Here is a 25104-nt window from a genome sequence, read left to right on the forward strand (position 1 = left end):
GGCGATGCTACGGGAACGCCTGTTCTCGACCGCAATCGAACGACACGATCGAATCGAGTACCCGATGCGCGGCGACGTGATGGCCGCCCGATCGGCGGGCGGCCACCACGTGATCAGGGCGAATAGCCCATGTAGGAGGCAACGCCCAGGCCCGCGTAGTACACGTCGCTCGCGCTCACGCCGACGGTGTAGTTCCCGGTGACCGACACGTCGGCGCCGCCACCTGCGACGGCGGTCACGGTGCCACCCTGCAGCTTGCCGTCGACGATGTTCGAGCCGACACCGACCTTGACGCCCGCACCGGCTTCCACCGCGGTCGACACCGACGTGCCTCGCCGATCGGCGACCGAGCCCTCGTTCCAGGTGCCGATGACGCCGAGTTCGGGGGTGGACATCCCTGCGTAGGCGCCGCCGCCGACGGTGATCTCGACGCCGAAGTCGCCGTCGGAGTCCCACACGAACTGGGCATTGGCGGTACCGCCGAGCCCGGCGAACGACACCGTCGTGGTCGCCCCCACCCCGTAGTTCCGAGCCGATTCGGGCGCACCAGGACCGAGTCCGCTGGGGTCCTCTCGGTTGATCGGATCGCCGTCCGCGAAGAGGTACAGGTTCGTCTGGAAACCGTCGAACAGGATCGGGTCGCGGCTGGTGAACCGGCCGATGGTCGGGTCGTAGTCGCGTGCGCCGAACCGGACGAGCCCGCTTGCCTGCTCCACGAGACCTCCTCGGAACCCGAACGGCTGGAAACCCGGAGCGCTGTCAGCGGTGATCGCGCCGAGTTCGTCGTAGTCGAGCCGCTGGACGACCGCACCGGTGGTCGAGTCGACGACGAGTCGCGGTGACCCGCGCCAGTCGCGAACGACGACGTGGTCGACGCCGCCGCTGACGAGGTAGTCGGGGGACGCCGGATGGGTACCGAACACGAAGCGTGTGGCGACGGCACCCGAGCCGTCGAGTTCGACGACCGGCGACGGACCGCGTCCGTAGATCCACGAGCGATCGTCGACGCCGTCGACCTCCCGACCGACCCGGCGGTCGAGCCCGTCGTACTCGTACTCGATGAGCGCGCCGCCCGGCGTCGTCACCGACTGGAGCAGCTGAGACGCATCGATGTCGAACGTCGTCACGTCGGTGCCGTCGGTGATCGTGACGAGGTCGCCGGCTGCGTCGTGGTCGTAGATGACGCCGCCGATCGACTCGAGGCGGTCACGCTCGTCGTACGCCCCCGCTCCACGCGGGCCGTTCACGAGGTTGTCCGCATCGTCGTAGGTGTAGGTGCCGGGGACGCCGTCCTCGGTGGCCGATGCGAGCCGTCCACGATCATCGTAGGTGTACGACCACACGACCGGTGTACCGCCTTCGACGGTTTCGGTCCGGGCCGTGACCCGGCCGAGGTCGTCCCGAGAAATCACCTCGTCGTAGATCTCCACGGGCGGTCCACCGGTCGTCTCGACGGCGGTGATCCGAGCGAGTTGCCCGAAGCCGTCATAGTCGTAGGTCACCTCGACGTCGCCGACCGAGCGCGAGGTCACGAGCCCGGAGTCCGCGTCGAGCGTCATCGTCTGGTTCCCGATCGAAGTCAACCGGTCGTCGCCGTCATAGCCGTAGGCGACGGCGACACCGCCCGCGGTCTCCTGGCTCGTGCGGAAACTGGAGTCGTAGGCGACGGTGACCGTGCCGCTCGCCGGCCCACTGGTCGCGTACGACACCGGGAGGAACCCGTCGTAGTCGATGTCCACGTCCGCTTCGCCGTCCGCGTCGATGAGCAGACCGGACGTCGGGTCGTAGCCGAAGGTCACCGGCGCAGCATCGCCGGCGCGTGTCGTCGGTCGGCCGTCGACGTAGGTGACGTCGATCGTCTCGCCGTCGGGACGCGACACCTGTGTGACACGGCCCGCGTCGTCGCGCACGTACGTGGTCGTTCGCCCGTCGCCGTCGGCGGCGTCCGGCGCGGTGTGGCTGGCGAGGCGGTCGCGCAGGTCGAAGGTCTGCGTGTGGACCTCGCCCGATGGCACCGTGACCGCGGGGATGTTGCCGTGACCGTCGAGTCCGAGTCCCACGGTGGCGGTGTCGGGCAACTCGATGGCGACGAGACGACCGGCGTCGTCGTAGGTGTACGTGGTCGTGTCACCGTTGGGGTCGGTCAGCGAGGTGAGGTCGGCACCGTCCCAGGTCGCGGTCGTGGTGCGAGGGTTGACGCCGTCGTCGACGACGGCACTGAGGACCCGTCCGGCGCTGTCGTAGGTGTAGGTCGTGGTGGCGAGTCCGGCCGGCGAGACGGACTCGACTCGGTCGAGCGCGTCCATCGTCGTCACGAGAGTGCGGCCCTCGTCGGTCGTCGTCGTCAACGTGCGAGCTGCGTAGTCGTAGGCGACGCTCTCGGTGCGGCCGTCGACGGTCACGGCCGTCGTCAGCGTGTCGAGGACCCCGCCGACGCCGAGCTGCAGGCTTCGCTGTGCCGTCTGCTCCTGGGTCCGTGAGTCGGTCGCGACCACGACGCTCGAAGGGTACGGCAACCCGAATCGGTATTGCGGGTCCGGGGCGTATGCAACCTCGGTCGTGGTCCCGTCGGACTCGGTGTGCAGTTCGGACCCGTCGCGCCGGTAGACGCTGGTTCGGACCTCGCCGTCGATGCCGGTACGCGTGATGATCCGGTTTCCGAGGTCGTCGCTCTCGGTTCGGATCGTGCGGCTCTCGAGGAGCGGATTGGTGATCGTCGTCTCGACCACGCCCGGCGACGGGATCGTCTGGGAGATCGTCGTGGTCCCGTCCTCCGGGTCGGTGGCCGTCAGGAGGCGTCCGGTTGCGTCGTAGGTGAAGGTGTAGGCAGCGCCAGCCCGCTCCCCCGTCACGCTGGTGAGCAAGCCGCTCGTGCCGCTGTAGCCGAGCGACGTCGTCTCCGATTCCGGGTTGGTCACCGACACGAGTCGATCCTGCCCGTCGAGCGCGAGCGTCGTGACATCGCCGAACGGCGACACGATCGCCGTCGGCGCGCCGGCGCCGTCGCGCAGCACCGTCGTCGCGTTGCCGAACCGATCGGTGACGGAGACGATCCGGCCGGCGGTGTCGTACTGCACGGTCGACAGGACGGTCCGGGACCGCAAGCCCTCCGTGCGCAGGTGCCGTCCGGAGGGGTCGAACACGTGGAGCACGCCGTCGTCGGGCACGAATCGTTCGTTCGTCTCGACCGGCGGGGTCGCGCTGGCGATGACCCACATCCGTTGGCGATTGAAGAGCCCCTCGCCGAACACGACCTCGTTCGTCGGTGAGATCGCCAGCGACTCGAGCGAGAAGAAACTGGTCGACGTGGCGAAGTCTCCCGTCTGCGGGAAGCCGGGCTCCGCGGTGCCCGCATATCGGGTGATCATCCCGTCGGGGCCGATGCGCAGGAGGCGATAGTCGGAGAACTCGCCGTCGTTGTTCCAGTCTCCCGTGTCGCAGTAGTCCGGGTAGTTCGACGGGTCGGGCCCGCTGTAGTCGGGGTCGCCCGGCTGAGGCAGCTCGCACTGGCCGATGAAGCCGCCCGTGGCGAGGATCACCGCGCCGTCGGGAGCGACCTCGATCGAGGCGATCGGCGGGAGGGCCGTGTCGAGACGATGGAGGTCCTCAGCGCACGGACCTGACTCGTAGGTGCCCCCGTCGGCGAGCAGGCTGGGATCGCCTCCGAAGGAGAAGAACGCCACGTCGGGCACGTCGCCCCAGGCGTCACTGTCGTAGCAGTGGTTGCCGCCTCCTCCCCCGGAACCGGGACCGAACGTCTCGAAGTACTCGCCCGCCCAACGCTCGATGCGCCCGTCGACGGTGATGCGCCGGACGACACGGTTGCCCTCGTCGACCACGAGCAGACTGCCGTCGGGCAACTCGGCCATGTCGCGGAGGTTGAACCAGTTCGCCTCGGCGGCCAGCCCACCGTCCCCGCACGAGGTCTCGTCGGTACAGAAGCTGCCCGCGCCGCTGACGGTCTGGATGATCCCGTCGGTCGTCACGCGGCGAAGGCGATCGAGGCTGCCGATGAAGATCGAGCCGTCCTCCATCACCTCGAACGACTGGGGATAGCCGAGCGTCGCCTCGACCGCCGGACCGTCGTCGCCACAGACGGCGTCGGCGTCGTCGCAGTCGGCCGGACCCGGCGGCGCCGACGGGCAGATGAAGTCCAACCAGCCGTAGCAGGCACCGTCGCCGGCGACGGTGGAGATCGTGCCGTCGGGAGCGATGCGGCGAACCGCCAGCTTGGCGGCGTCGAGCAGGTAGATCGAGCCGTCGGGGCCGGTGTCGATGTCGAACGCTGCGAACTGCGCCTCGGTCGCCGGGCCGCCGTCGCCGCACGCGTCGTCGTAGGCGTCGCACGATGCCGGATCGATTGCCGACTGCACCGATGGGTCGGAGCAGTCGACGAGACGGCTGAGACACGATCCGTCACCTGCGATCGTCGCGATGATGCCCGTCTCGGCGTCGATGCGCCGGATCCTGCGGGAACTGTCGGTGAGCAGGAGGATGTCGCCGTCGTCGGCGTAGGCGATCTCGGAGATGCCGATGAACACCTCGGCCTCCGTCGCTGGCCCACCGTCGCCGCAGGGCTCGCCGTAGGCGTCGCAGTCGGCAGGCGCCACGTCACCGCTGAACGCTGCCGGGACCACCGGGCCGAACTGGCCCGGCACCTGCGAGACCCGCTCGCGGCTCCCGTCGCCGCGCAGCAACGAGCCGGTGTTGGCGTCGTAGCCGTGGACGCCCGACAGCGACCAGCCGCCGAGTCCGAGCGACACGGTGTCGGTCTCCGCACCGGTGACCGTGATGTCGCCCTTCACGGTGCGCCGGATGGGGACGCGGGCGTCGGCGAGTGCGTCGGCTCCGTTGCTGGCCACCAGGAACGATCGGTTGAAGATGCGGAACAGCCCGCCGATCCGGCGCACGGCGTAGCGCCCCTCGAACGAGTACGTCGTGGCGACCGTGGCGGTCGTGGAGCCGGCGACGATGCGCCCGAATGCGTCGCGACCGTCCCAATCGACGGTCCAGGTCTGGTTCGTGGCGAGTGGGAAGCTCTCGCTGAACTCCCGGCCGGCGATGGTGAGGGTGATGTCGACACCCTCGCTGGCGAGCGCCCCCGCCGGCAGTGTGGAACCCGTGACCGGGATGGTGATCCGTGTGCCCCGCCCCGGAACGCGCGCCGAGGAATACGTCAAGCGCTGCCCGGTGCCGGCGAGCTCGATCTCCTCGCGCAACACGCGGTTCTCCGGGTCGATCGTGCCGTATCCCTCCTCGGTCGCCGCCGCCGGCGTGTCGACCATGTCGACCGACGTGTCGACGTCCTCGTTGACCACGACGGGAATGTCCGGAATCGGATTCGTCGGCTCGGTGACGATGCGATAGTTGAGATCCTGCGGGCTGAAGTGAGTCAGTTCGCTGCGCCAGAACTCGTCGCCCGGCGCGTAGTGCGCCGCCAGTTCGGCGCGCTCGACGTCGTCGACGTAGTCCGACACGTCGTCGGCGATGCCGTCGCCGTCCTCGTCCAGGTCGACACGTCCGTCCGTGACGGACACGACGGCGAGGACGATGCCATCGGGTTGGCTCTCCCAGCGACCGACCTGACGGTTGTAGGTGCCGGTCGGTACGAACGATCCCACCGGCATCCCGAGGAAGTTGTCGGTGAGCAGGACGACCGGCTCGTCGAGCGCCACGCCGATGGCTCCCGCTGCGACGGCCTCGGCCGCCGTGATCTCGACGGCGTACGTATAGCCCGACGTGCTCGGCAGGTCACCGGGCATCGCGGCTTCGCCGCTGTCGCCCTCGGTGTACTCGGTGACGGTGATCGTGAGCGAGTCCGCAGGCTGCGTGGATCCGTCGGCGAACTCGAGTTCGGCGGTCGTTCCGTCGCGCACGAGGACCCGCGCCCGCCGTGACCCGTCGCCGTCGGTGACCTGACCGGCGACGTGGCTCGAGAAGCCGTCGCCAGGCGCCGCACCGTCGAGTCCGATGAGGGTCGACTCGGGGTCGACCTCGACCAACGCGACGTCGTCGACGGTGACCCACTCGGCCCACTCGATGTCGACGGTCCGCTGCGAGGGCAGGAAGCCGGGAGCGGTGTAGTCGATCGTGATCGGCGCTCCCCCGTTGACGGCCAGATCGAACAACCCGTCCGCTGCGGTGACGGTGTGGCCGAGCGCGTCGTCCTCGAGCACGGTGACCGTGACCCCGGACAGCGGGTTGCCGACGACGTCGACCACCCTCCCCGACACGATCCCGGTGCGCTCGTCGTCCAGTGCGCCCGGCTGCACACCGACCTGCACGGGGTTCGAACCCGAGTGCAGGAACGAGGCAAGATCCGCCGTCGTGGTCGCCCCGGCGGGAGGCAGCTCCTCGACCACGAGGTTCCGCGGCACGGGGGTGAGCATCGTCCGCTGTGAACCCGCCAACGGCGCGGAGGTCTCGCCATCGTCGGCGGCGACGACCTCCAGGTCGTACGGCGTGTCGGGCACGAGGCCGTCGAGGAGCGTCGACGTCGCCGGCACCGCCACCGTCTCGACCAGCGAGCCGTCGACGAACACCCGGTACTCCCCGGAACCGCCGATCCCGTCCGCCGCCGGCCACTGCACTCCGATCGACGTCGGCGTCGGCGACGATGTCGACAGCTCGGCACCGGGCGGGAACCCCAACCCCTCCGGCGGCAGCGTGGTGGTGGTAGTGGTCGTCGTGGTCGTGGTCGTGGTGCTCGTCGTCGAGCTCGTACTGGTCGTGGTCGTGGTGACGGTCTGGCCCGGAGCGATCCAGCCGGTCACGTCGACGATCAGGTCGACGGTTCCCGGGCTCGTGAAACACACAGCACCGCCCTCACCGATCCGGCTGATCACACCGTTCGACACCGCCCCGACGTCGATGTTGAGCGACGCGGCGTTCGGACGATCGACCCCGCACGGCCACACGGTCACGAACGTGGGTCCGACCGGGTTCGCAGCGGCCACGTTCAACACGACCGACTCCGCATCCGCATCGACGCCGCCGCGTCCCGCGACGACCAGTTCGGTCACCTCGTTCGGGCCCGGCGTGCCGATGCCGGCGAACTCGTCGTCGACCGTCTCCGCACCGGCCCGGGTGTCCAGCAGACGGGCCGGACGGAGAATCGTGGTCCCCGACCCGCTCGGCACGTAGCCGACGGCGTCGATGACCACGTGAATCGACGCAGAACTCGAAATGCAGATCGCTCCCCCGTCGCCGACTCTGGCGATCAGGTTGTTCGAGATCGCCTCACCCGCACCGACGTTGAGCGACGCGGCGAGGGGCATCTCGGTCCCACACGGCCACACCGTCGCGAACGCTCGACTCGCCAGACCGACCCCGGCGATGTTCAGCAACACCGCCTCGGCATCCTCGGCAACGCCACCGCGACCGAGCGGCAACATCTGCAGCACCTCACCGGCATCGAGCGTCCCGACCCCCTGCTGGAGGCCATCGATGGTCGCTTCACCGGTTCGCGTCTCGACGATCCGAGCAGGCGGCAACGTCACGATCGGCGAATCCGGAGACAGATAGCCGACCACGTCGACGACCAAGTCCATCCCCGACGACGAGAACAGACAGACGCGCCCCTGACCGTCGAGGCGAGCAACGGCGCCGTTGGCTCGGATGTTGCCAGCGGCGACATTCAACGAGCTCGCCGTCGGCGGCTCACCGCCACACGGAAACGTCGTCACGAACGCCCGGCTGTCCGGTCGGATCGCCGCCACGTTCAACACCGCGGCGACGGCGTCCGCGGCGACGCCGCCACGCCCAGCGACCCCCAACTCCGTGATCTGACCCGCCGTGCGGCGACCGATGCCCGCCGACACGTCGTCGATCGTCGACTGGCCGGGGCGCGTGTCGAGCAAGCGGGCGGGCGTCAGCGTGACGATGTCGGGGTCGAGTTCGGCCGCCGAGACCACCGGCGGAGTGAGAACAGGCCCCGGCCCCACCAGAGCGAGCACGCCCAGTACCAACGACAGCGCGAGCGAACAGATTCCGAGCTTGCGCCCATCGAACTCCATGGTCGGCAACGTAGGGAACGCCTGGCAACAGCTCGGTAACAGCGACGGCGAGGTCGTCGACGTTCGCGCCGAGCGCGCATGTGGAGCTGCGACGCGCGAGACTGAGCGACCGATGGGGATGCCGAGATGGTGGGACGAGCGGCGCTTCGGTCTGCTCGTGACCGCCTCGACCGCCACCGTGCCGGGGTGGGCCCCGATCGGGGCTGACGCCGGTTCGTACCGCGAACACCTCGACGGGCAGCGCGACGCACGAGACGGTGACGATTCCGGTGCGGGGCAGCTGGTGGAAGTTCTCGCCCATCATCGCGAGCGATGGGGGCACATCGATCGGTTCGACGACTTCACGCAACTGCTCGGCTTCGACCGCTTCGATGCCGAGGCGTGGGCCCGTCTGATCATCGATGCCGGAGCGGGCTACGCGGTCGTCACCGCCCGACATCACGACGGCTGGGCCTGGTGGGACTCCCCCGGCACGTCCACTCGTCTCACCGACATCGGGCCCCGACGCAACGTCGTCGCCGAGTTCGCTGCCGCGTGCGAACGCAACGACCTCGTGTTCGGCACGTCGTACGCGTTGCTCGTGGCGGGTGACGATGAGGCCGACACCATCGAGCTCGACGAGCGGGCGGCGTCGACGACCGTCGGCCAGGTCGACCAGGTCGACCAGGTCGACCAGGTCGTCCAGGCCGACGTGCTCGACCTCGTCAGTCGCTATGGCGCAAGCCTGTTGTGGGGCGAAGGGCCACGCGTGCACGACAGCGGTCGCTGGCAGAGCGCACAGCTGTCGCGGGCTGCCTCCGACATCGACCCCGACGTCGTGTTCGACGACCGCTGGGCGCTGTCGTCGCGTGATCGCCGCGACGACGACACCCGGTCGGCCGACGTCGTGCGCACCTTCGAGGTAACCCCGCCCATCGGAATCGTCGATGGGCCCTGGGAACTGCGGCGCAGCCTCGGCTCCGGTTTCGGATACAACCGCTGCGATCACGCCGACCATCACCTCTCCAGCCGCGACATCGTTTCGCTGTACACCGAGGTCCTCGCCAAGGGTGGCCACCTGCTGCTCACTCTCGGTCCGACCGCGGACGGGACGATTCCACCGCTGCAGGCGGATCCACTGCGGTTGGCTGGCCGCTGGATCCGGCGCTTCGACGGCCTGCTGTCGCGATCGCAGCCATGGGAATCATGGGGCGACAGCGGCTCACGACTGTTGCAGATGCCCGACAACTCCCTGATCGCGGTCGACGTGGCCGGTGATGGACGCTTCGAGATCGACGCTCGCGATCATCGGGTCACGAGCGTGACTCGTCTGAGCGGCGCGTCCGTCGTCGACGCGAGCCCTTCCGACGAGACACAACCAGTGGCCTTCGAGCACGACGGCGTCACGCTACAGATCGCCCGCGACCCGCGGTCGGCTCGCAACCGGACCCTTGTGCCACGCAACGAACCTGGACGCGACGAACCTGGACGCGACGAACTTGCACGCAACGAACCTGGAGGCGACGAGCTCGGCATCGAGGTCTACCGCATCGTGCTCCAACCCGTCGATCGACCCGTGGAGCTGTTCGAGCCCACCGACGCCGAGCCGATCCCCCTCGCGCCGCTGCTCGCCGACGCTCGACCCGGCGACGTGATCCAACTCGGCGACGGCACCTACCTCGGACCGGTGGAGGTTCCCGATCGCGTCGTGGTGCGGGGATTCGGAGCGATCCGTACCCGACTCGTCAATCCCGCCACCGGCATCGCGCCGCCCGCTCCGGTCGTCACCCTCCATGGCTCGGCACGACTGGAGTACGTGTCGGTCGAGCCGTCTCGTGGCGTCGGGCCCGTCGCGCCTGTGGTGAGCGACCTTCTGGTCTCGCTCTCGGGCCCGAACTCGGCCGTGCTCGGCTCGACCGTCGAGGGCCAGATCGACGTGACGGGCGACGACGCGACACTCCGAGCGGTGACTGGCCGAAGCGTCGTCGTGCGACGGGCGCAGCGGGTCTCGCTCCTCCGCTGCACGTTCACCGGCCACCACGACGACGTCGGCGTCCGTCTCGTCGGCGGTGACGGACATCGAATCGAATCCTCCGCGTTCACCGACCACCTGTGCGCGATTCAGGCGACCGACACGACCGGAACCGACGTGCGCGGAAACTCGATCACGGCACGGCGCTGGGGCGTGCGGCTCGAACGGACCGAGGATGCCCACGTCCACGCCAACCACGTTCGATCGACGATGCGAGCCGTCGACATCGACGGCGGAGCGCACGCGAGCGTCGACGGGAACGCGGTGATCGGCGGTGACAGCGGCTGCATCGTGCAGGGTGGCGCTGCCGACTGCCTCGTCAGCGGCAACCACTGGGAACGGTGCCGCATCGGTCTGCTCGCGTGGGACACCACCGATCTCCATCACCACGACAACGTCGCGATCGACCTGCTCGATCCCGATGGCGCTGCACTCCACGGTCCCTGACGGATCTCCAACCCCGATCCCCCGATTCCCGCCCAGCAATCTCGGCCCCGATTCGCGCCAGCAGTGGCAACGATTTCGGGTCGAGATCGAAATCGAGCGGCGCGATTCGGGGTCGAGATCGGAGTGGGGCGGGTCAGTCTTCGTAGCTGCGACGTTTGGCTTCGCGGTTGCGGATCGTGGCGTCGAGCTCGACCTTGCGGATCCGGACGTTGTTCGGGGTCACCTCGACGCACTCGTCGATGCTGATGAACTCGAGCGCACCTTCGAGCGACAGGATCTTCGGCGGCGTGACGTTGACCGTCTGATCCGACGACGAGGCACGAACGTTGGTCTGCTTCTTCTCCTTGCAGATGTTGACGTCCATGTCACCGGCGCGCGAGTTCTCCCCGACGATCATGCCGCAGTAGACCTCTTGACCAGCGGAGACCATCAGCGTCGAACGCTCCTGCAGGTTGACCATCGAGTAGTTCGTGACCGGGCCGGTGCGGTCGGCGACGAGCACACCCTGCGGCCGCGACCGGATCTCGCCGGCCCACGGCTCGTAGCCCTCGGAGGTGTGCGAGAGCACGCCGGTGCCACGCGTCTCGGTCATGAACTCCGTGCGGAACCCGATCAGGCCGCGGGCCGGGACGATGTAGTCGAGGCGCTTCCAGCCGGTACCGGTCATGTTCTGCATCCGACCCTTACGCGTCGCGAGCAACTGGGTGACGGCGCCCATGTACTCGTCGGGGACGTCGATGGTCACCCGCTCGAACGGTTCGTGGGTCTTGCCGTCGATCTCCTTGGTGAGCACGACCGGCTTGCCGACGGTGAGCTCGAAACCTTCGCGGCGCATCTGCTCGACGAGGATCGCCAGTTGCAACTCACCGCGACCCTGGACTTCCCAGGCATCGGGGCGATCGGTCGGGAACACGCGCATCGACACGTTGCCGACGAGTTCTTGATCGAGTCGCGCCTTGACCAGGCGAGCCGTCAGCTTCTTGCCCTCACGACCTGCGAGCGGAGAGGTGTTGATGCCGATCGTCATCGACAGCGCGGGCTCGTCGACTTCGATGACGGGAAGCGGCACTGGGTTCTCCGGGTCGGCGAGCGTCTCACCGATGAAGATGTCTTCGATGCCGGCGACTGCCACCAGGTCTCCCTGACGAGCGGACTCGACGGGCACGCGGGTGAGGTGCTCGGTGAGGAACAGTTCGTTGATCTTGGCGCGGGCGACCGTGCCGTCGCGCTTGCACCACGCGACCGATTCACCCTTCTTGATCGTGCCTTCCATCACCCGCAGCAACGCGAGACGACCGAGGTAGGGCGACGCGTCGAGGTTCGTGACCCACGCCTGCAGCGGCGCACCTTCGTGGTAGGTCGGCGCTGGGATCGAGTCGAGCAACACCTCGGCGAACGTCTCGAGGTCCTTGCCGGTGACGGTTCCGGCGACGATCGCCTTGGCCTCGTCGAGGTCGGTCGTCGACCAGCCGTCGCGTCCCGAGCAGTAGACGATCGGGAACTCGACCTGATGCTCGTCGGCATCGAGGTCGAAGAAGAGTTCGTAGACCTCGTCGACGACTTCTTCGACGCGAGCATCGGGGCGATCGATCTTGTTGATCGTGAGGATCACCGGCAGGTCGCGAGCGAGCGCCTTGCGGAGCACGAAGCGAGTCTGGGGAAGCGGACCTTCGGCCGCATCGACGAGCAGGACGATGCCGTCGACCATCGTGAGCGCCCGTTCGACTTCGCCACCGAAGTCGGCGTGACCGGGCGTGTCGACGATGTTGAGGGTGATGTCGTGACCCGAACGACGATCCTTCCAGACCAGCGACGTGTTCTTCGCGAGAATCGTGATCCCCTTCTCGCGCTCGAGGTCGCCGGAGTCCATCACTCGCTCGGCGACCGACTCGTTGGCGCGGAAGGCCCCCGACTGATGCAGGAGCGAGTCGACGAGCGTGGTCTTGCCGTGGTCGACGTGGGCGACGATCGCGAGGTTGCGCAGGTCGTCGCGCCGACAGAGGGTGTCCGATTGAGTCACGCGTCGACGCTATCGGCGCCACGACGCCGAATGCGGGAGCCTCAGGTCACGTACCACTGCGATGAGAACCGACGCGCACAGCTCACACCGATCCTCATCGCTGCCAGGTCACGTGCCACTGCGATGAGAACCGACGCGCACCGGTCACGCCGATGCTCATCGCTGAGCTGGCGGTGCGGCTGCGAGTCAGCTGACGCGTCGGTCCATGCCCGCCCAGTAGGGCTCGCGGAGGTCCTTCTTGAGCACCTTGCCGGTCGGGTTGCGCGGGAGCATGTCGACCCATTCGACACTGGTCGGGCACTTGAACGTCGCGAGTTGCGACTTGGCGAACGCGATGATGTCGGCGGCGGCGGTGTCGTCGTCGGCGGCGGCTCCCGGCGCTGCCACCACGATCGCCTTGCCGGTCTCACCCCATTTCTCGTGCGGCACGCCGATCACCGCGACATCGGCGATCGCCGGGTGTTTCATCAGCACGTTCTCCACCTCGGCCGGATAGACGTTCTCGCCTCCCGACACGATCATGTCCTTCACCCGGTCGTGGATGTACAAGTAGCCGTCGTCGTCGAGATAGCCAGCGTCACCCGATTTGAACCAGCCGTCGTCGGTGAGCGCCTTGGCGGTCTCCTCTGGCAGATGCCAGTAGCCGACCATGTTCTGCGGCGAGCGGATCCAGATCTCGCCGACCTCGTTCGGGCCGAGCGCCGTGACGCCGTCGTCGCCGACGATGCGCAACTCGACCCCCGGCCCGGCGACTCCGCACGAGCGCAGTCGGTGCCTGTTGGGGCCGGTCGGATCGTGATCCTCTGGCGGCAGGTTGACGATCGCGCCGGTGGTCTCGGTGAGTCCGTACGCCTGCCAGAACTTGCAGGGCTTGAACATCTCGACGCACTTGGCAAGCACCTCCTCGCTGATCGGCGACGCTCCGTAGACGAACACCTTGAGGCTCGAGTAGTCGGCGTCGGCAACGCCGGGCACCATCAGCATGAACTGCAGGACGGCCGGGACCAGGAACGCGTGCGTGATCCCGTGGTCTTCGATCAGCGAGATGAGCGCCGCGGGATCGAGCTCACGAAGGATCACCGACGTACAGCCTTCGTACATGCCGGCGATCGCCCAGCCCCCACCGCCGATGTGGAACAGCGGCATGGCGATCAGGTTGATCGCGTCGGCGTCGAGTTCCCAGATGTCCTTCGCCAGCGGGAGGAGGCTGAAGAAGTTCGAGTTGCTCAGCATCACGCCCTTGGGTCGGCCGGTGGTGCCGGACGAGTAGAGCTGGAACGCCGTGTCCGACTCGGCGCCGGAAGTGCCCGGATCGTCGGCGGGATACCGGTCGACCCAGTCGTCGTAGCGCTCCACCGCTGCGTCGCCTGCGAGCTCGGCGTTGCCGTCGCCGATCACGACGAACGTGGTGACCTTCGGCAACTGATCGGCGATCGACTCGAGGATCGGCACGAAATCGGGTCCGACGACGAGCACCTTCGCGTCGGCGTCGTCGACGATGAACCGCACCTCGGGCGCGGCGAGGCGCCAGTTGACGTCGACACACACGGCGTTGAGCAGCGACGCCCCGAAGAACACCTCGAAATGCTCGATGCCGTTCTTGTCGAGGAACGCGACTCGGTCCTGGTCGCCGACACCGGCGGCGGCCAGCGCGTTGGCCATGCGACACGATCGATCGAGCAGCTCACCCCACGACATCTCGCGTTCGCCTTGGATGAGGGCAACATGCTCGGCACGCCCGGCGCCGTGTTCGCGGACGATTCCGGCGACGTTGGTGATGTTCGAAGCAGCGGGAAAATCCGTGGTCGTCATGGCCGTGACCGTAGTCACTCGCATCACCGGGCGCTGCCTCGAACGCAGGCCCGGCAAGCGCCCGGCAGCCGATCTGTGCGTGGCCATCCCACCGCCGCGCGTGACAAGTCTCTACGATCGTGTAGGTGACCGACCTCTTGAACTCCAGCTCGACCGGTGCGACTCCGCCGGAGCCGCCGGTGGCTCCCGATGCTCCGTCGGCTGCCTCGTCCCTGGCGGCAGCCTCGTCGCCGGCACCGGTGAGTTTCTCGTCGCCGCCACCGGCATTCCCCCCTCCCGACCCGGCGGGCAGCGCCGCTGGCCGCGCCTCGAAGCTGCTCGTGCTCGTCGGCCTCGCCGGTCTCCTCATCGGGATCGTCATGACGATCCTGTGGCTCGGGGCCCGCAGCGATGCCGACGCCGCTCTCGTCGAGCGCGATGCGGTGCTGGTCGAGCGTGACGCTGCGACCAATGCACGGATCGCCGCCGAGACCGAACTCACCGCGGCGACCAGTTCGCTCGCCACCGCCGAAGAAGAACTCGCCGCAGCGCGTGCCGAACTCGCCGCAGCACAGGAGTCCGCGGCCAGCGCGGAAGAGCTCGACGCGCTCACGTCGCAGATCGCCGACCTCGAGGCCGAGGTTGCGACGCTCAGCGATGAGAACGTTCGCCTCCAGGCCGAGCTCGATGCAGCCATTGCCGCAGCGGAGTCACCGGTCGACGAAACCCCGGTCGACGAAACCCCGGTCGATGGCGGCGACGCGCCGCTGGTCAGTGCAGCGGAGTTCGACGCGACGACGACGCCGGAGTTCGCTCGCTACATCGGCGAACTGCTGTCGTCGTCACGTGGGTCGAGCCAACTCGGCGAAGCGGCCAGCATCTGCTTCGGTACCGAGGTGATCAACGCGATCGGCGTGGACGCCATCGGCAACGGCCAGAACAACGCCGCGTCGGGCGCCGAGCGCCAGATCGTCATCGATGCAATGGTCGCCGCTGCCGGCACCTGCGGCATCGACCAGAGCCTGATCTTCTGATCCGCGCCGACGGCAACAGATCGATGCGGACTCAGGTGCCTGCGAGCCGCTCGACGATCGGGGCGAACGCTTCCATGTTGGTGTCGCTCACCGTCACGTAGCTGATCTCGTAGCGCTCGCGACGCTCGACGAGGCGCTCGGCGATCTGGTCGAGCGTGCCGATCAAGCAGTTGGGGTGGTCGATGATCTCCTGGGCCTCGAGTCCGAACATCTTCCCGAACTGCTCGGCGGTCGCTGCGCCCGACGCCTCGTCGGGTGTGACCACGGTGAAGTATCCGGCGATCTCGATCTCGGGCAGTTCACGACCGGCCGACTCGGCGCCCTCGCGCACCCAACGGACCTTCTCGTCGATCTTCTCGGCGGTCGACGACTGCACGCCGGCTGGGCCGATCTTCCCGGAGGAATTGTCGAAGTTCAGGCTCACGATGTCAGCCTCGCGCCCGGCGATCCCGAGCACGCGCGGTGCACCGCCCCCGATCATGATCGGCATCGGCGTCTCGGGGACCGGCGAGGCGGCGAATCCGTGCAACGAGACGTACTCGCCGTCGATGTCGACCTCCTCACCGGACAGCAGCATCTTGGCGGCCCGCACGTACTCGTCGAGTCGCGACACTCGCACGCCGGCTCGGTCCATCGGGATGCCGAACGCCTCGTACTCACCGGCGAGCCACCCAGCTCCGAGTCCGAATTCGATTCGCCCGCCGCTCAGCCAGTGCATGGTGGCCGCCTCCTTGACCAAGATCGCGAGCGGCCGGTAGTCGATGCAGAACACGCGCGCACCGATCTTCAGCGTCGTGGTCGCCTCGGCCGCCATCGTCATCAACGGAATGGCGGCGTAGCGCTGGTGCGGATGGTTGGTGGCCTTCAACGCAGGGCCGTCGCCGAGGTAGTGGTCGGCGAGATGCAGAGCCGAGTAGCCGAGCTCTTCGACCTTGCGGGCTTTGTCGCGCCAGTCCTGGGGCGACTCGGCGCTGTACGACTGGACGGCGAAACGAAACGGGCGCTGGGTGCTCATCGCGCCCAGGTTGGCCGCTACCGCTGCGCGAAACCGAGCCGGAACGACACGACGGCGCGGGCGAAGATGTTCGACTCGACGTCGGGTTCGGTGATCGCCGAGAGATCGGTGATCCTGGCCGAGAGTTGCGAGAACACCGACGCCAACGTCCCTCGGGCGACGTGGGTGCCGATGCACAGGTGCGTCCCGAAGCCGAAGGCGACGTGCGGGTTCGGCGATCGGCGGATGTCGAATCGATACGGATCGTCGAACACGGCCTCGTCGCGGTTCGCCGACGGGTAGAGCAACACGATGCGATCGCCCCGCTCGATGGGCTGATCGCCGATGCGATCGTCGGCACCGGCACGCCGGAACATGTTGTTGAGCGGCGTGACCCAACGCAGGACTTCTTCGACCGCGCCGGCGACGAGTGACGGGTCGTTCGCCATCGCGTCCCACTGTTCGGGATGATCGACGAACTCGCGCAAGCCGTGACTCAGCGCCGTGCGGGTCGTTTCCGCGCCGCCTGAGATGAACAAGCCGACCTCGTGCGCGATCGCTTCGGGCGGCAGCGGCTCGTCGTCGATGCGACCGTGGATCCACGTCGAGATGAGGTCGTCGCCGGGGTTCGCGTACTTCTCCGCGGCGATGCCGCCGAGCGCGGTCATGAACTCGGTGTTCGCATCGATGAAATCGCGGAACACCTTGCCATCGCGCTCGCGCATGTCGGTGCGCATCAACCGCTCCGACCACGACTTGAGATCGCGCCACTGCGACTCGGGGAAGCCGAGCAGCCGAGCGGTCATGCGCGCCGGCACCTGGCCCGACAGTTGTTCGACGACCTCCATCTCGTCGGCGCCGTCGGCGAGCGCGGCGTCGATGACCTCACGCACCAACTCGTCGAGTTCGGCCTGGCGCTGCTCGACCGACTTCTTGGTGAAGTTGCCTTGGACGAGCATCCGCTGTTGACGGTGGCGCGGGTCGTCCTGGGCGATCATGTTGATCTCCGACGGCGACCACAACGCTCGGTAGCCCTGCCCCGACAGGAACACCGTCGAACGGCGTTCGACGTCCATCAGGTCGGCGTGTCGCGTCACGCCCCACAAGCCGTTGCGTTCGTCTCGATACACCGGTTCGTTGGCCCGCATCCACTCCCAGGCGTCGTGGGGGTTGCGACGGTAGAAGTCGGGGTCGAGCAGGTCGGCGATCAGTCGATCACCGCGCCACTCGACGCGATCGTCGTGTTCATTGCGGAGGGTGGTCCGGTCTTCGTCGAGCGACATGCGACCATCGTCGCAGATGCGTCAACGACCGTGGAAGACGGGCGATCGCTTCGACACGAACGCGTCGACGGCTTCGGCGTGGTCGGCGGAGACGAAGCACGGCATCTCCAACGACGTCGACAGGTCGAAGCTGGTCAGCAGCGCCTGCTTGATCTGGGCGTTCACTGCGATCTTGGTGCCCTGCAGTGCGAGCGGCGCTTGTGCGGCGAGTCGCTGCGCCCACCGATCGGCTTCGTTCGCCACCTCGTCGGCCGAGCACACGCTGCTGGCGACGCCCAGACGTAGCGCCGCGTCGGCCGTCAACGGTTCGCCGAGCATCAGGTGACGTTTGGCGGCGAGCGGCCCGACGAGCAACGGCCAGATGGCGGCGCCGCCGTCACCGGCGACGAGGCCCACCTGCACGTGCGGATCGATGATCGCGGCGGAATCGGCCATGACGATCACGTCGCACAGCAGGGCGATCGACGCGCCCAACCCGACAGCAGGTCCGTTCAGCGCGCACACGATCGGCACCTCGACATCGAGTTGGTCCCAGATCAGCTGCTTCGCTTCGCGTCGCAACGCGTGCAACGCGTCGGGTTCGCGAAGCGCCGGGAACCAGCTCATGTCTCCGCCGGCCGAGAAGGCCCGCCCGCTCCCGGTCAGTACGATGGCTCGTGCCTCGGGTTCCTGCTTGAGGAGTCGGAACAGTTCGGCGAACTCGAAGTGCAGAGCGGCGTCGACTGCGTTCATCGGCGATCGAGGATGATCGATCGTCACCGTGACGACGTGTCCTCGACGCGTCACGGTCATCGTCTCGAAGTCGTGATCGTCGATGCGTTGCATGGTCGGCAACGCTAGGCCACGTCGACGTGTCGACCCGTGCCGGGGCATCGACGTCTCGACCCATGCCGGGCGGCGTCCGTCACGGGTCGTCGAGAAGCGGGAGTATGTGTTCGACGAGGATCGGCAGGGTCGCGAGCATCGTCCGGCGAGCTCGATCGCGATCGATGCGACCACGTCCGACCCACTCCACGGTCAACTCCTGCACGAAGCCGCCCCACGCACGCACGAACGCCCGCACGACCGGCTCGTCGGCGCGGTCGCCCAGCCCGATCGCGACCAGCGTCTGGTCGGCGAAGATCTCCCGGGCCTCGTCGAGGATCGCAGCCACCTCGTCGTCTCGCTCGGCGCCGCCGACGTTCACCGAGTTCATCCATCGGGTCGGGTTGCGTTCGATCGCTGCGAGGAAGCTGTCGACGACGGTGCTCCACGCTTGTGGTGTGCCGACGGGTGCGGCCGATTCGTTGCCGAGTGGAGCCCGAGCCGCCGCTCGCACCACCTCGAGGTACAGCTCACGCTTGGATTCGAAGTAGTGGTGGAGCAACCCACGTGCGATTCCCGCCTCGGTGGTGATGTCGCTGATCGACACCTCGCTGTAGGGCCGTTCCCCGAACAGCCGCCCGGCGACGCGGACGATCTGATCGCGCCGGACGTCGGGGTTCAGGCGAACGCGACGCGGTGCGTCGCCGACGGAACTCATCACCTCATCTTGACGACTCACGCGCTCGGAGCCAACGCGCTCGAACTATTGGACGACGTTCAACAAGCAGGCTACGCTCCGATCCCACTATGGGTCTGCGACGATTCGTGTCCCCCGAGCCCGGCGAGGACCTCGAGTCGGTCGCGACGCGTGTGCTGCCCGAGACCTCCGACCCCGTGAATCAACTGCTCTCGTGGAACCTTCACCTGGCGGCACGTCGCGGGCGCGTGCTGCTCCCCAGCGACATCGTCTTCACCGAACCTCCGCCGGCCTCGAGGGAATGACCGATCGCATGACGGCCGTCATCAGCCACGCCAGCATCGTCGGCGGTCACGATGGTCGTGCCGAGATCGACATCGAGATCACCTACGACAACGGCGGCATCACGACGATCTCGCTGGACGAGGAGGCCTGCATCGCGTCACTCGACCGCGCCGGAGTGACCTCGATCGACGAACTGGTCGGCAAGCCGTGGAGCGTCGTGCTCCCGCCGCTCGAACACCGGACACTCGAACACCAGGACGGTCCGCATCCGGCGGCCGACGACGCGAAGGGACACCACCATGCTCGACCTCGTCATCCGTGATGGACTGATCGTCGACGGGTCCGGCCTGCCGGGCCGCCACGGCGACGTGGCGATCGACGGAGGCCGCATCGTCGCTGTCGGCGGCCGGGTGGGTGACGCGCGCACCGTCGTCGACGCCACCGGAAAAGTCGTCGCCCCCGGCTTCATCGACCCGCACACCCACTACGACGCCCAGCTCTGCTTCGACCCGTACGCGTTTCCCGCCATCGAACACGGCGTCACGACGGTGGTGCCGGGCAACTGCTCGTTGTCGCTCGCCCCGCTCCGCGTCGATCAACGCGACGCGTTCAGCCGGATGTTCCGACTCATCGAGGAGATGCCCGAGGCAGCGTTCGACGCCGGGGTCGATTGGCGGTGGGGTGAGGGCTTCGGAAGCTGGCTCGACACTCTCGCCGCGAACATCGCACTCAACGTCGCCCCGCTGGTCGGCCACTCGGTGTTGCGCATGTTCGTCATGGGCGCCGACGCGCAACAGCGTCATGCGACAGCACAGGAAACCCGGGCGATGGCCGATCTCCTACGCTCATGTCTCGACGCTGGCGCCATCGGCCTGTCGACCAGCTTCGTCGACATCGACGAGACCTACCGTCCGGTTCCGAGCCGCTGGGCCGCTCCCGCCGAACTCGACGCGCTGTGCGCCGTGCTCGGCGAGAAGCCAGCCGTTCTCCAGATCGTGCACGAGTTCTTCGATGCCGACCTCACCGTGGCCCGCATCGACCAGCTCGCCGACCTGTCACTTCGCCACGGCATCACGACGACGCTGTCGCCGCTGTTCCACTCCGACGCCAACCCGGGCGCGGTCACCAAGGTGATGGCCGCCGTGCACGAGGCCCGCGCCCGAGGCGCTGCGGTGTGGCCGCAGGTGCAGACACGGCCGATCGACATCAGTTTCACCCTCGATCAACGCAGTCTCATGCTGCTGACGATGCCGTCGTGGTGGCAGGTCGCCTCGCTCGGCGACCACAGCGCGAAGCTCGCCGCGGTCGCCGACCGACGCCAGAAGCTCGTCGACGAGATGAACGCGCTCGCTGCGCGCGGCACCGGCGGCGCGGGCGCGTTCGTCGTGCGCGACGTGGTCCACGACCGCAACCGCGAGCTCGTGGGCCGAACGATCAGCGACATCTCCGACGAACGTGGATGCACCCCCGGCGACGCGATCGTCGACCTCGCGCTCGACGAAGACCTCGGCACGTGGTTCATCAGAGCGTCGATCGGCCACGACAACTCCCCGGTGATCGGCGAGTTGCTCGCCGACCCACTCGTACACGTGGGAGCGTCCGACGGCGGTGCCCATGTCGGCTCGTTCTCGACGTTCGGCGACACCGGCTACCTGTTCTCCGAGTTCGTTCGCACCACGAACTCGCTCAGCTTGGAGGCAGCAGTGAAGAAGATCACCCTCGACCCCGCCACCATCTGGGGACTCGACGGTCGAGGCCTCCTGTCCACCGGGAACGCAGCAGACGTCGTCGTCTTCGACGCCGATCGGATCGGCCGAGGGCCCGAGATCGCGTCCGACGACTTCCCCGGCGACGGGCTCCGGTGGATCCGACGGCAAGAGGGAGTGGAGACCGTCGTGGTCAACGGCGAGATCACGTGGACCGACGGCAACGGGTACGTGCCGGGCGCTCGCGCCGGCGAGATCGCGACCCGCTGATGTCGGGCCCGGTTCTCCCCGCAGGCTGTCGATCCCACGTCGTCGACGTGGCAGGCACGCGCCTGCACTGCGTCGAGGCGGGCGAGGGCCCTCTCGTGCTGCTCGTGCACGGGTTTCCCGAATCGTGGTATTCGTGGCGCCATCAGATTCCCGCCCTCGCCGAGGCCGGCTACCGGGCGGTGGCGATCGATGTTCGCGGCTACGGACGCTCGTCGAAGCCGTTGGCGATCGACGAGTACCGCATGGTTCGACTGGTCGCCGACAACGTCGGCCTCGTGGCTGCGCTCGGCGAGGAGACGGCGACGATCGTCGGGCACGACTGGGGAGCCCCGATCGCGTGGACGTCGGCGATGCTGCGACCGGACGTGTTCGTCGCGGTGGCCGGGCTGTCGGTGCCGTTCTCGCCACCGTCGGAACACCGCCCGCTCGAGATGATGCGCGCACTCGCCGGCGACGAGGAGTTCTACGTCGAGTACTTCCAGGAACCGGGACGAGCCGAAGCCGAGATCGAAGCCGACGTCCGCGACTGGCTGCTCGGATTCATGGTCACGGCATCGGGTGACGCTCCACCACCGGACCCCGCAGCGGGCACGGTGGCGACCGTGCCGCGGGGAGCGAAGATGAAGGATCGTTTCCACCGGCCCGACGTGCTGCCTGCATGGCTCACCGACGACGACGTCGACGCCTACGCGAGCGAGTTCGAACACTCGGGGTTTCGCGGACCGCTGAACCGCTACCGCAACGTCGACCGCGACTGGGAGGACCTCGCAGCGTTCCGGGGAGCGTCGATCCGGGTGCCGGCGTTGTTCGTGGGCGGAGACCGTGACGGACCGACCGTGTGGGGCGCTGCGGCCATCGCTGCGTTCGGTCGGACGTTGCCACACCTACACCGCTCGACGATTCTCGAGGGGTGCGGACACTGGACTCAACAGGAGCGGCCCGACCAGGTCAACGACGCGTTGATCGACTTCCTGCGGAGCGTGTCGTGAACGCGACACGTCGCGCCGCGACACCCCAGGACATCGCCGTCGTCGGTGGCGGCATGGCCGGCATGCTCGCTGCGCTGGTGCTCGCACGTGACGGCCACTCGGTCACCGTGTACGAGCGCGACGACACCGACCTCCCGGCGACCGCCGACGAGGCCTTCGAGCAGTGGGACCGGCGAGGTTCGCCGCATGCTCGCCAGTCGCACGCCCTGCTCGCGCGGCTTCGGCGATTTCTCTGCGACCGAGCACCCGACGTACTCGACGCCTTGCGCGAACAGGGAGCAACCGAGCTCTCGATCGAGCAGATCCTGCCACCCGACATCATCGACCGCGAGCCACGCGACGGCGACGACGAACTCGCGATCCTGTGCTGCCGGCGCCTCACGATCGAGTGGGTACTCCGCAAAGCTGTGACCGCCGAACCCGGCGTCACGTGGCGCGGCGGCGTCCGCGTCGAGGGGCTCCTCGCCGACGGCACCGGCGGCACGGACGCGCCCAGGGCCACCAGTGTCAGGGGCCTGCGACTCGACGACGGCACCACGCTCGAGGCCGACCTCGTCGTCGTCGCCGGCGGACGAAGCACTCCCGTGCTCGACTGGCTTGCCGAACTCGGCGCCACCGAGCCCGGCGAAGAGCACAGCGAGGCCGGGATCATCTACCTCTCGCGCTTCTACCGGCTGCGAGACGGCCGGACGCTTCCGGTGCTGACCAAGGCGGGCGCGGGCGGCGATCTCGGCTATCTGGCGTTCGCCGGGTTCTACGGTGACAACCAGACCTTCTCGATCACCCTCGGCATCCCGACGGGCGATCGCGAGCTGCTGAAGCTGCGAGACGTGGATGCATGGGAAGCCGCGATTCGCACCCTCGTACCGCTGGAACCGTGGACCGAGGACGGGCTGGCCGACCCGATCTCGGATGTCGAATCGATGGCCCGCTTGCAGAACCGGATCCGACGCTTCGTCGTCGACGGCGAACCCGTCGCGACCGGCCTGGTCGTCATCGGCGACGCCGCGGTCGTCACCAATCCCTGGTACGGCAAAGGTTGCTCGATCGCCGGGATCGGAGCCGAGGCCCTGTCCGATGCGCTGATCCGACATGGTGGCGACCGTGTCGCGGTCGCCCACGCGATGGACGAGGCCGTGCGCAACGAGATGGAACCGCACTATCGGATGGCCTGTCGACAAGATGCCGATCGATCCAGCCTGCACGCTGCGCTCCAGGGGCGCGCCGAGCCAGACCCGGCTGCCGTTGCGACGCGCGACTTCGTCGTCAACGGGCTCATTCCCGCTACCCGCGTCGACCCCGACGTGTTCCGTGCGTTCTTCCGTTCGTTCAACATGCTCGACGATCCGACTGCGCTGTTCGCGGACCCGAAGGTGATGGCGGCCGCCGGGGCGGCCCACGCTTCCAAAGACGAGCGGCCACCTCTGCCGGAGCTCGGACTGCCACGCGACGACCTCCTCGTGGTCGCATCGAACGCCCGGTCGCACGGGCGATGAGCCGTCAGCACGGCAGCCGCCGGAGAGCCGCACGCCACGGGACCCCCGAACGCGTGATCCCGCAGCGCGTCGAGGAACTCACCGCGGACTGGTTCACCGACGTCCTCGCCACCGGTTCGACGGTGACGGAAGTGCGCTGCGAGGAGATCGGGGTCGGCATCGGATTCATGGGGCAGGTCCATCGATGTCACCTCAGCTGGCGCCCCACGGCGAGTATCGGCGACTCGGCCGATCTCCCCTCGTCGGTGATCGTGAAGACACCGACGCAGGTCCCCGAGAACTTCGCTGCCGGTGATGCGCTGCGCGCCTACGAACGTGAGATCGTCGTCTACCAGACCCTCCGGACGACGCTCGGCGTCCCGATGCCCGGCTATCACCACGGGGAGATGGACCCCGATCCGGCTCCGTGGATCCAACGCCCGTTGTTCTTCCTCTTCGACCATCTGTCGATCCGCGGCGTCAACTGGGTGATCAACCGCTTCCTCGGCATGTCGGGCAAGAGCAGGCGGCGCTACATCCTCGTGATCGAGGACATCAGCGACGCCCGTCCGCCGACGCAGATGTCGGGCGGCTCGCTCGACGATGCCCGACGATCGCTCGAGGTGCTCGCTCGGTTCCACGCCGCGAACTGGATGCGTACCGATGCCACGCAGCACTACCGGCACATCTTTCCGGTCGACACCGTGCCTCGCGTCGGGCAGGCGAGCTATGTCAGGAACCGCGAGGCGTTCGTCGAGCGGTTCGGCTCGGTGCTCCACGACGGGATGTTGGAACGCCTCGACGAGATCCAGACCCGAGTCCCCGAGATCTGCTCGTCGCTGGCCGCGGAGCCCTGGACGTTGCTGCACGGCGACTACCGACTCGACAACGTGCTGTTCCGCCCGAACGGCGAGGTGGTGGTGCTCGACTTCCAGGGCCTCAGCTCCGGACGGCCCGCCATCGACGTCGCCTACTTCATCACCACCGCGCTCAGCGCCGATCATCGCGACGAGGAGGAGACACTGCTGCGCGCGTACCACGAAGCACTCGTCGCCTCCGGCGTGTCGTCGTACTCGTTCGACGAACTCGTCCGCGATGGCGAGCTCGCCAAAGAGCTGCTGGCGCACCGCATCGTCGGCAGCGCCGACGTGCTCGACACCTCGGTGGCGACCGGCGGCGACGATTTCTTGGACGTCATCCAACTCCGCGTCCTCGACTGGCTCCGCTGACGCAGCGAGTCGACCACCGTCTTGCGGGGGCGGCCGCACCGATCCACAACGCTC

Annotated in this window: 15 protein-coding genes; 8 read left to right on the plus strand and 7 right to left on the minus strand. The window is 68.0% G+C overall.

Annotated elements, in window-relative coordinates:
- Positions 1–113: 113 nt before the first annotated feature.
- Positions 114–8015 (minus strand): RHS repeat-associated core domain-containing protein, encoded by a 7902-nt coding sequence (locus ACE37B_RS22145; protein ID WP_409925520.1) that lies wholly within the window; start codon positions 8013–8015, stop codon positions 114–116.
- On the opposite strand from ACE37B_RS22145, the gene ACE37B_RS22150 reads away from it, so the two are divergent.
- Positions 8014–10473 (plus strand): alpha-L-fucosidase, encoded by a 2460-nt coding sequence (locus ACE37B_RS22150; RefSeq protein WP_409925521.1) that lies wholly within the window; start codon positions 8014–8016, stop codon positions 10471–10473. The genes ACE37B_RS22145 and ACE37B_RS22150 overlap by 2 nt on opposite strands.
- Before the next feature lie 133 nt (positions 10474–10606).
- On the opposite strand, the gene typA is transcribed toward ACE37B_RS22150, so the two are convergent.
- Both typA and ACE37B_RS22160 read right to left on the minus strand, forming a co-directional pair.
- Entirely contained in the window at positions 10607–12493 is a 1887-nt protein-coding gene (gene typA / locus ACE37B_RS22155) for a translational GTPase TypA (protein WP_409925522.1), read from the minus strand.
- A 186-nt stretch (positions 12494–12679) separates the two neighbouring features.
- Positions 12680–14305 (minus strand): long-chain-fatty-acid--CoA ligase, encoded by a 1626-nt coding sequence (locus ACE37B_RS22160; RefSeq protein WP_409925523.1) that lies wholly within the window; start codon positions 14303–14305, stop codon positions 12680–12682.
- Between the two features lie 125 nt (positions 14306–14430).
- Here ACE37B_RS22160 and ACE37B_RS22165 point away from each other — a divergent pair, with 125 nt between their 5' ends.
- Positions 14431–15318: a hypothetical protein gene (locus ACE37B_RS22165; RefSeq protein ID WP_409925524.1), complete on the plus strand. Its 888-nt coding sequence runs from the start codon at positions 14431–14433 to the stop codon at positions 15316–15318.
- A 31-nt stretch (positions 15319–15349) separates the two neighbouring features.
- Here the strand turns inward: ACE37B_RS22165 and ACE37B_RS22170 are convergent, their stop codons facing one another.
- The 4 genes from ACE37B_RS22170 to ACE37B_RS22185 all read right to left on the minus strand — a co-directional run bounded on the left by ACE37B_RS22170 (position 15350) and on the right by ACE37B_RS22185 (position 19117).
- Positions 15350–16333: a TIGR03621 family F420-dependent LLM class oxidoreductase gene (locus ACE37B_RS22170; RefSeq protein ID WP_409925525.1), complete on the minus strand. Its 984-nt coding sequence runs from the start codon at positions 16331–16333 to the stop codon at positions 15350–15352.
- 17 nt (positions 16334–16350) lie between these two features.
- Positions 16351–17595 (minus strand): cytochrome P450, encoded by a 1245-nt coding sequence (locus ACE37B_RS22175; protein ID WP_409925526.1) that lies wholly within the window; start codon positions 17593–17595, stop codon positions 16351–16353.
- Positions 17596–17616: 21 nt separating this feature from the next.
- The gene (locus ACE37B_RS22180; protein ID WP_409925527.1) at positions 17617–18420 is read right to left on the minus strand and encodes an enoyl-CoA hydratase/isomerase family protein; all 804 of its coding nucleotides are present in this window, start codon (positions 18418–18420) and stop codon (positions 17617–17619) included.
- Between the two features lie 79 nt (positions 18421–18499).
- Entirely contained in the window at positions 18500–19117 is a 618-nt protein-coding gene (locus ACE37B_RS22185) for a TetR/AcrR family transcriptional regulator (protein WP_409925528.1), read from the minus strand.
- An 89-nt stretch (positions 19118–19206) separates the two neighbouring features.
- Here ACE37B_RS22185 and ACE37B_RS22190 point away from each other — a divergent pair, with 89 nt between their 5' ends.
- From ACE37B_RS22190 to ACE37B_RS22215, 6 genes are read left to right on the plus strand one after another with little or no spacing between them, the layout of a single operon-like run.
- The gene (locus ACE37B_RS22190) at positions 19207–19401 is read left to right on the plus strand and encodes a hypothetical protein (protein ID WP_409925529.1); all 195 of its coding nucleotides are present in this window, start codon (positions 19207–19209) and stop codon (positions 19399–19401) included.
- Positions 19402–19409: 8 nt separating this feature from the next.
- Positions 19410–19703: a hypothetical protein gene (locus tag ACE37B_RS22195; RefSeq protein ID WP_409925530.1), complete on the plus strand. Its 294-nt coding sequence runs from the start codon at positions 19410–19412 to the stop codon at positions 19701–19703.
- Complete coding sequence (locus tag ACE37B_RS22200) at positions 19681–21357, plus strand: N-acyl-D-amino-acid deacylase family protein (RefSeq protein ID WP_409925531.1); 1677 nt, start codon at positions 19681–19683, stop codon at positions 21355–21357. The genes ACE37B_RS22195 and ACE37B_RS22200 overlap by 23 nt, the downstream gene beginning before the upstream one ends.
- The gene (locus ACE37B_RS22205) at positions 21357–22346 is read left to right on the plus strand and encodes an alpha/beta fold hydrolase (RefSeq protein ID WP_409925532.1); all 990 of its coding nucleotides are present in this window, start codon (positions 21357–21359) and stop codon (positions 22344–22346) included. Before ACE37B_RS22200 ends, ACE37B_RS22205 begins: the two co-directional genes overlap by 1 nt.
- Entirely contained in the window at positions 22343–23842 is a 1500-nt protein-coding gene (locus ACE37B_RS22210; protein ID WP_409925533.1) for an FAD-dependent oxidoreductase, read from the plus strand. Before ACE37B_RS22205 ends, ACE37B_RS22210 begins: the two co-directional genes overlap by 4 nt.
- Positions 23839–25050, plus strand: a complete 1212-nt coding sequence (locus ACE37B_RS22215) for a phosphotransferase (RefSeq protein ID WP_409925534.1) — start codon at positions 23839–23841, stop codon at positions 25048–25050. Before ACE37B_RS22210 ends, ACE37B_RS22215 begins: the two co-directional genes overlap by 4 nt.
- Positions 25051–25104 lie beyond the last annotated feature (54 nt).

The organism is Ilumatobacter sp. (assembly GCF_046290335.1).
Taxonomy (GTDB): Bacteria; Actinomycetota; Acidimicrobiia; order Acidimicrobiales; family Ilumatobacteraceae; genus Ilumatobacter_A.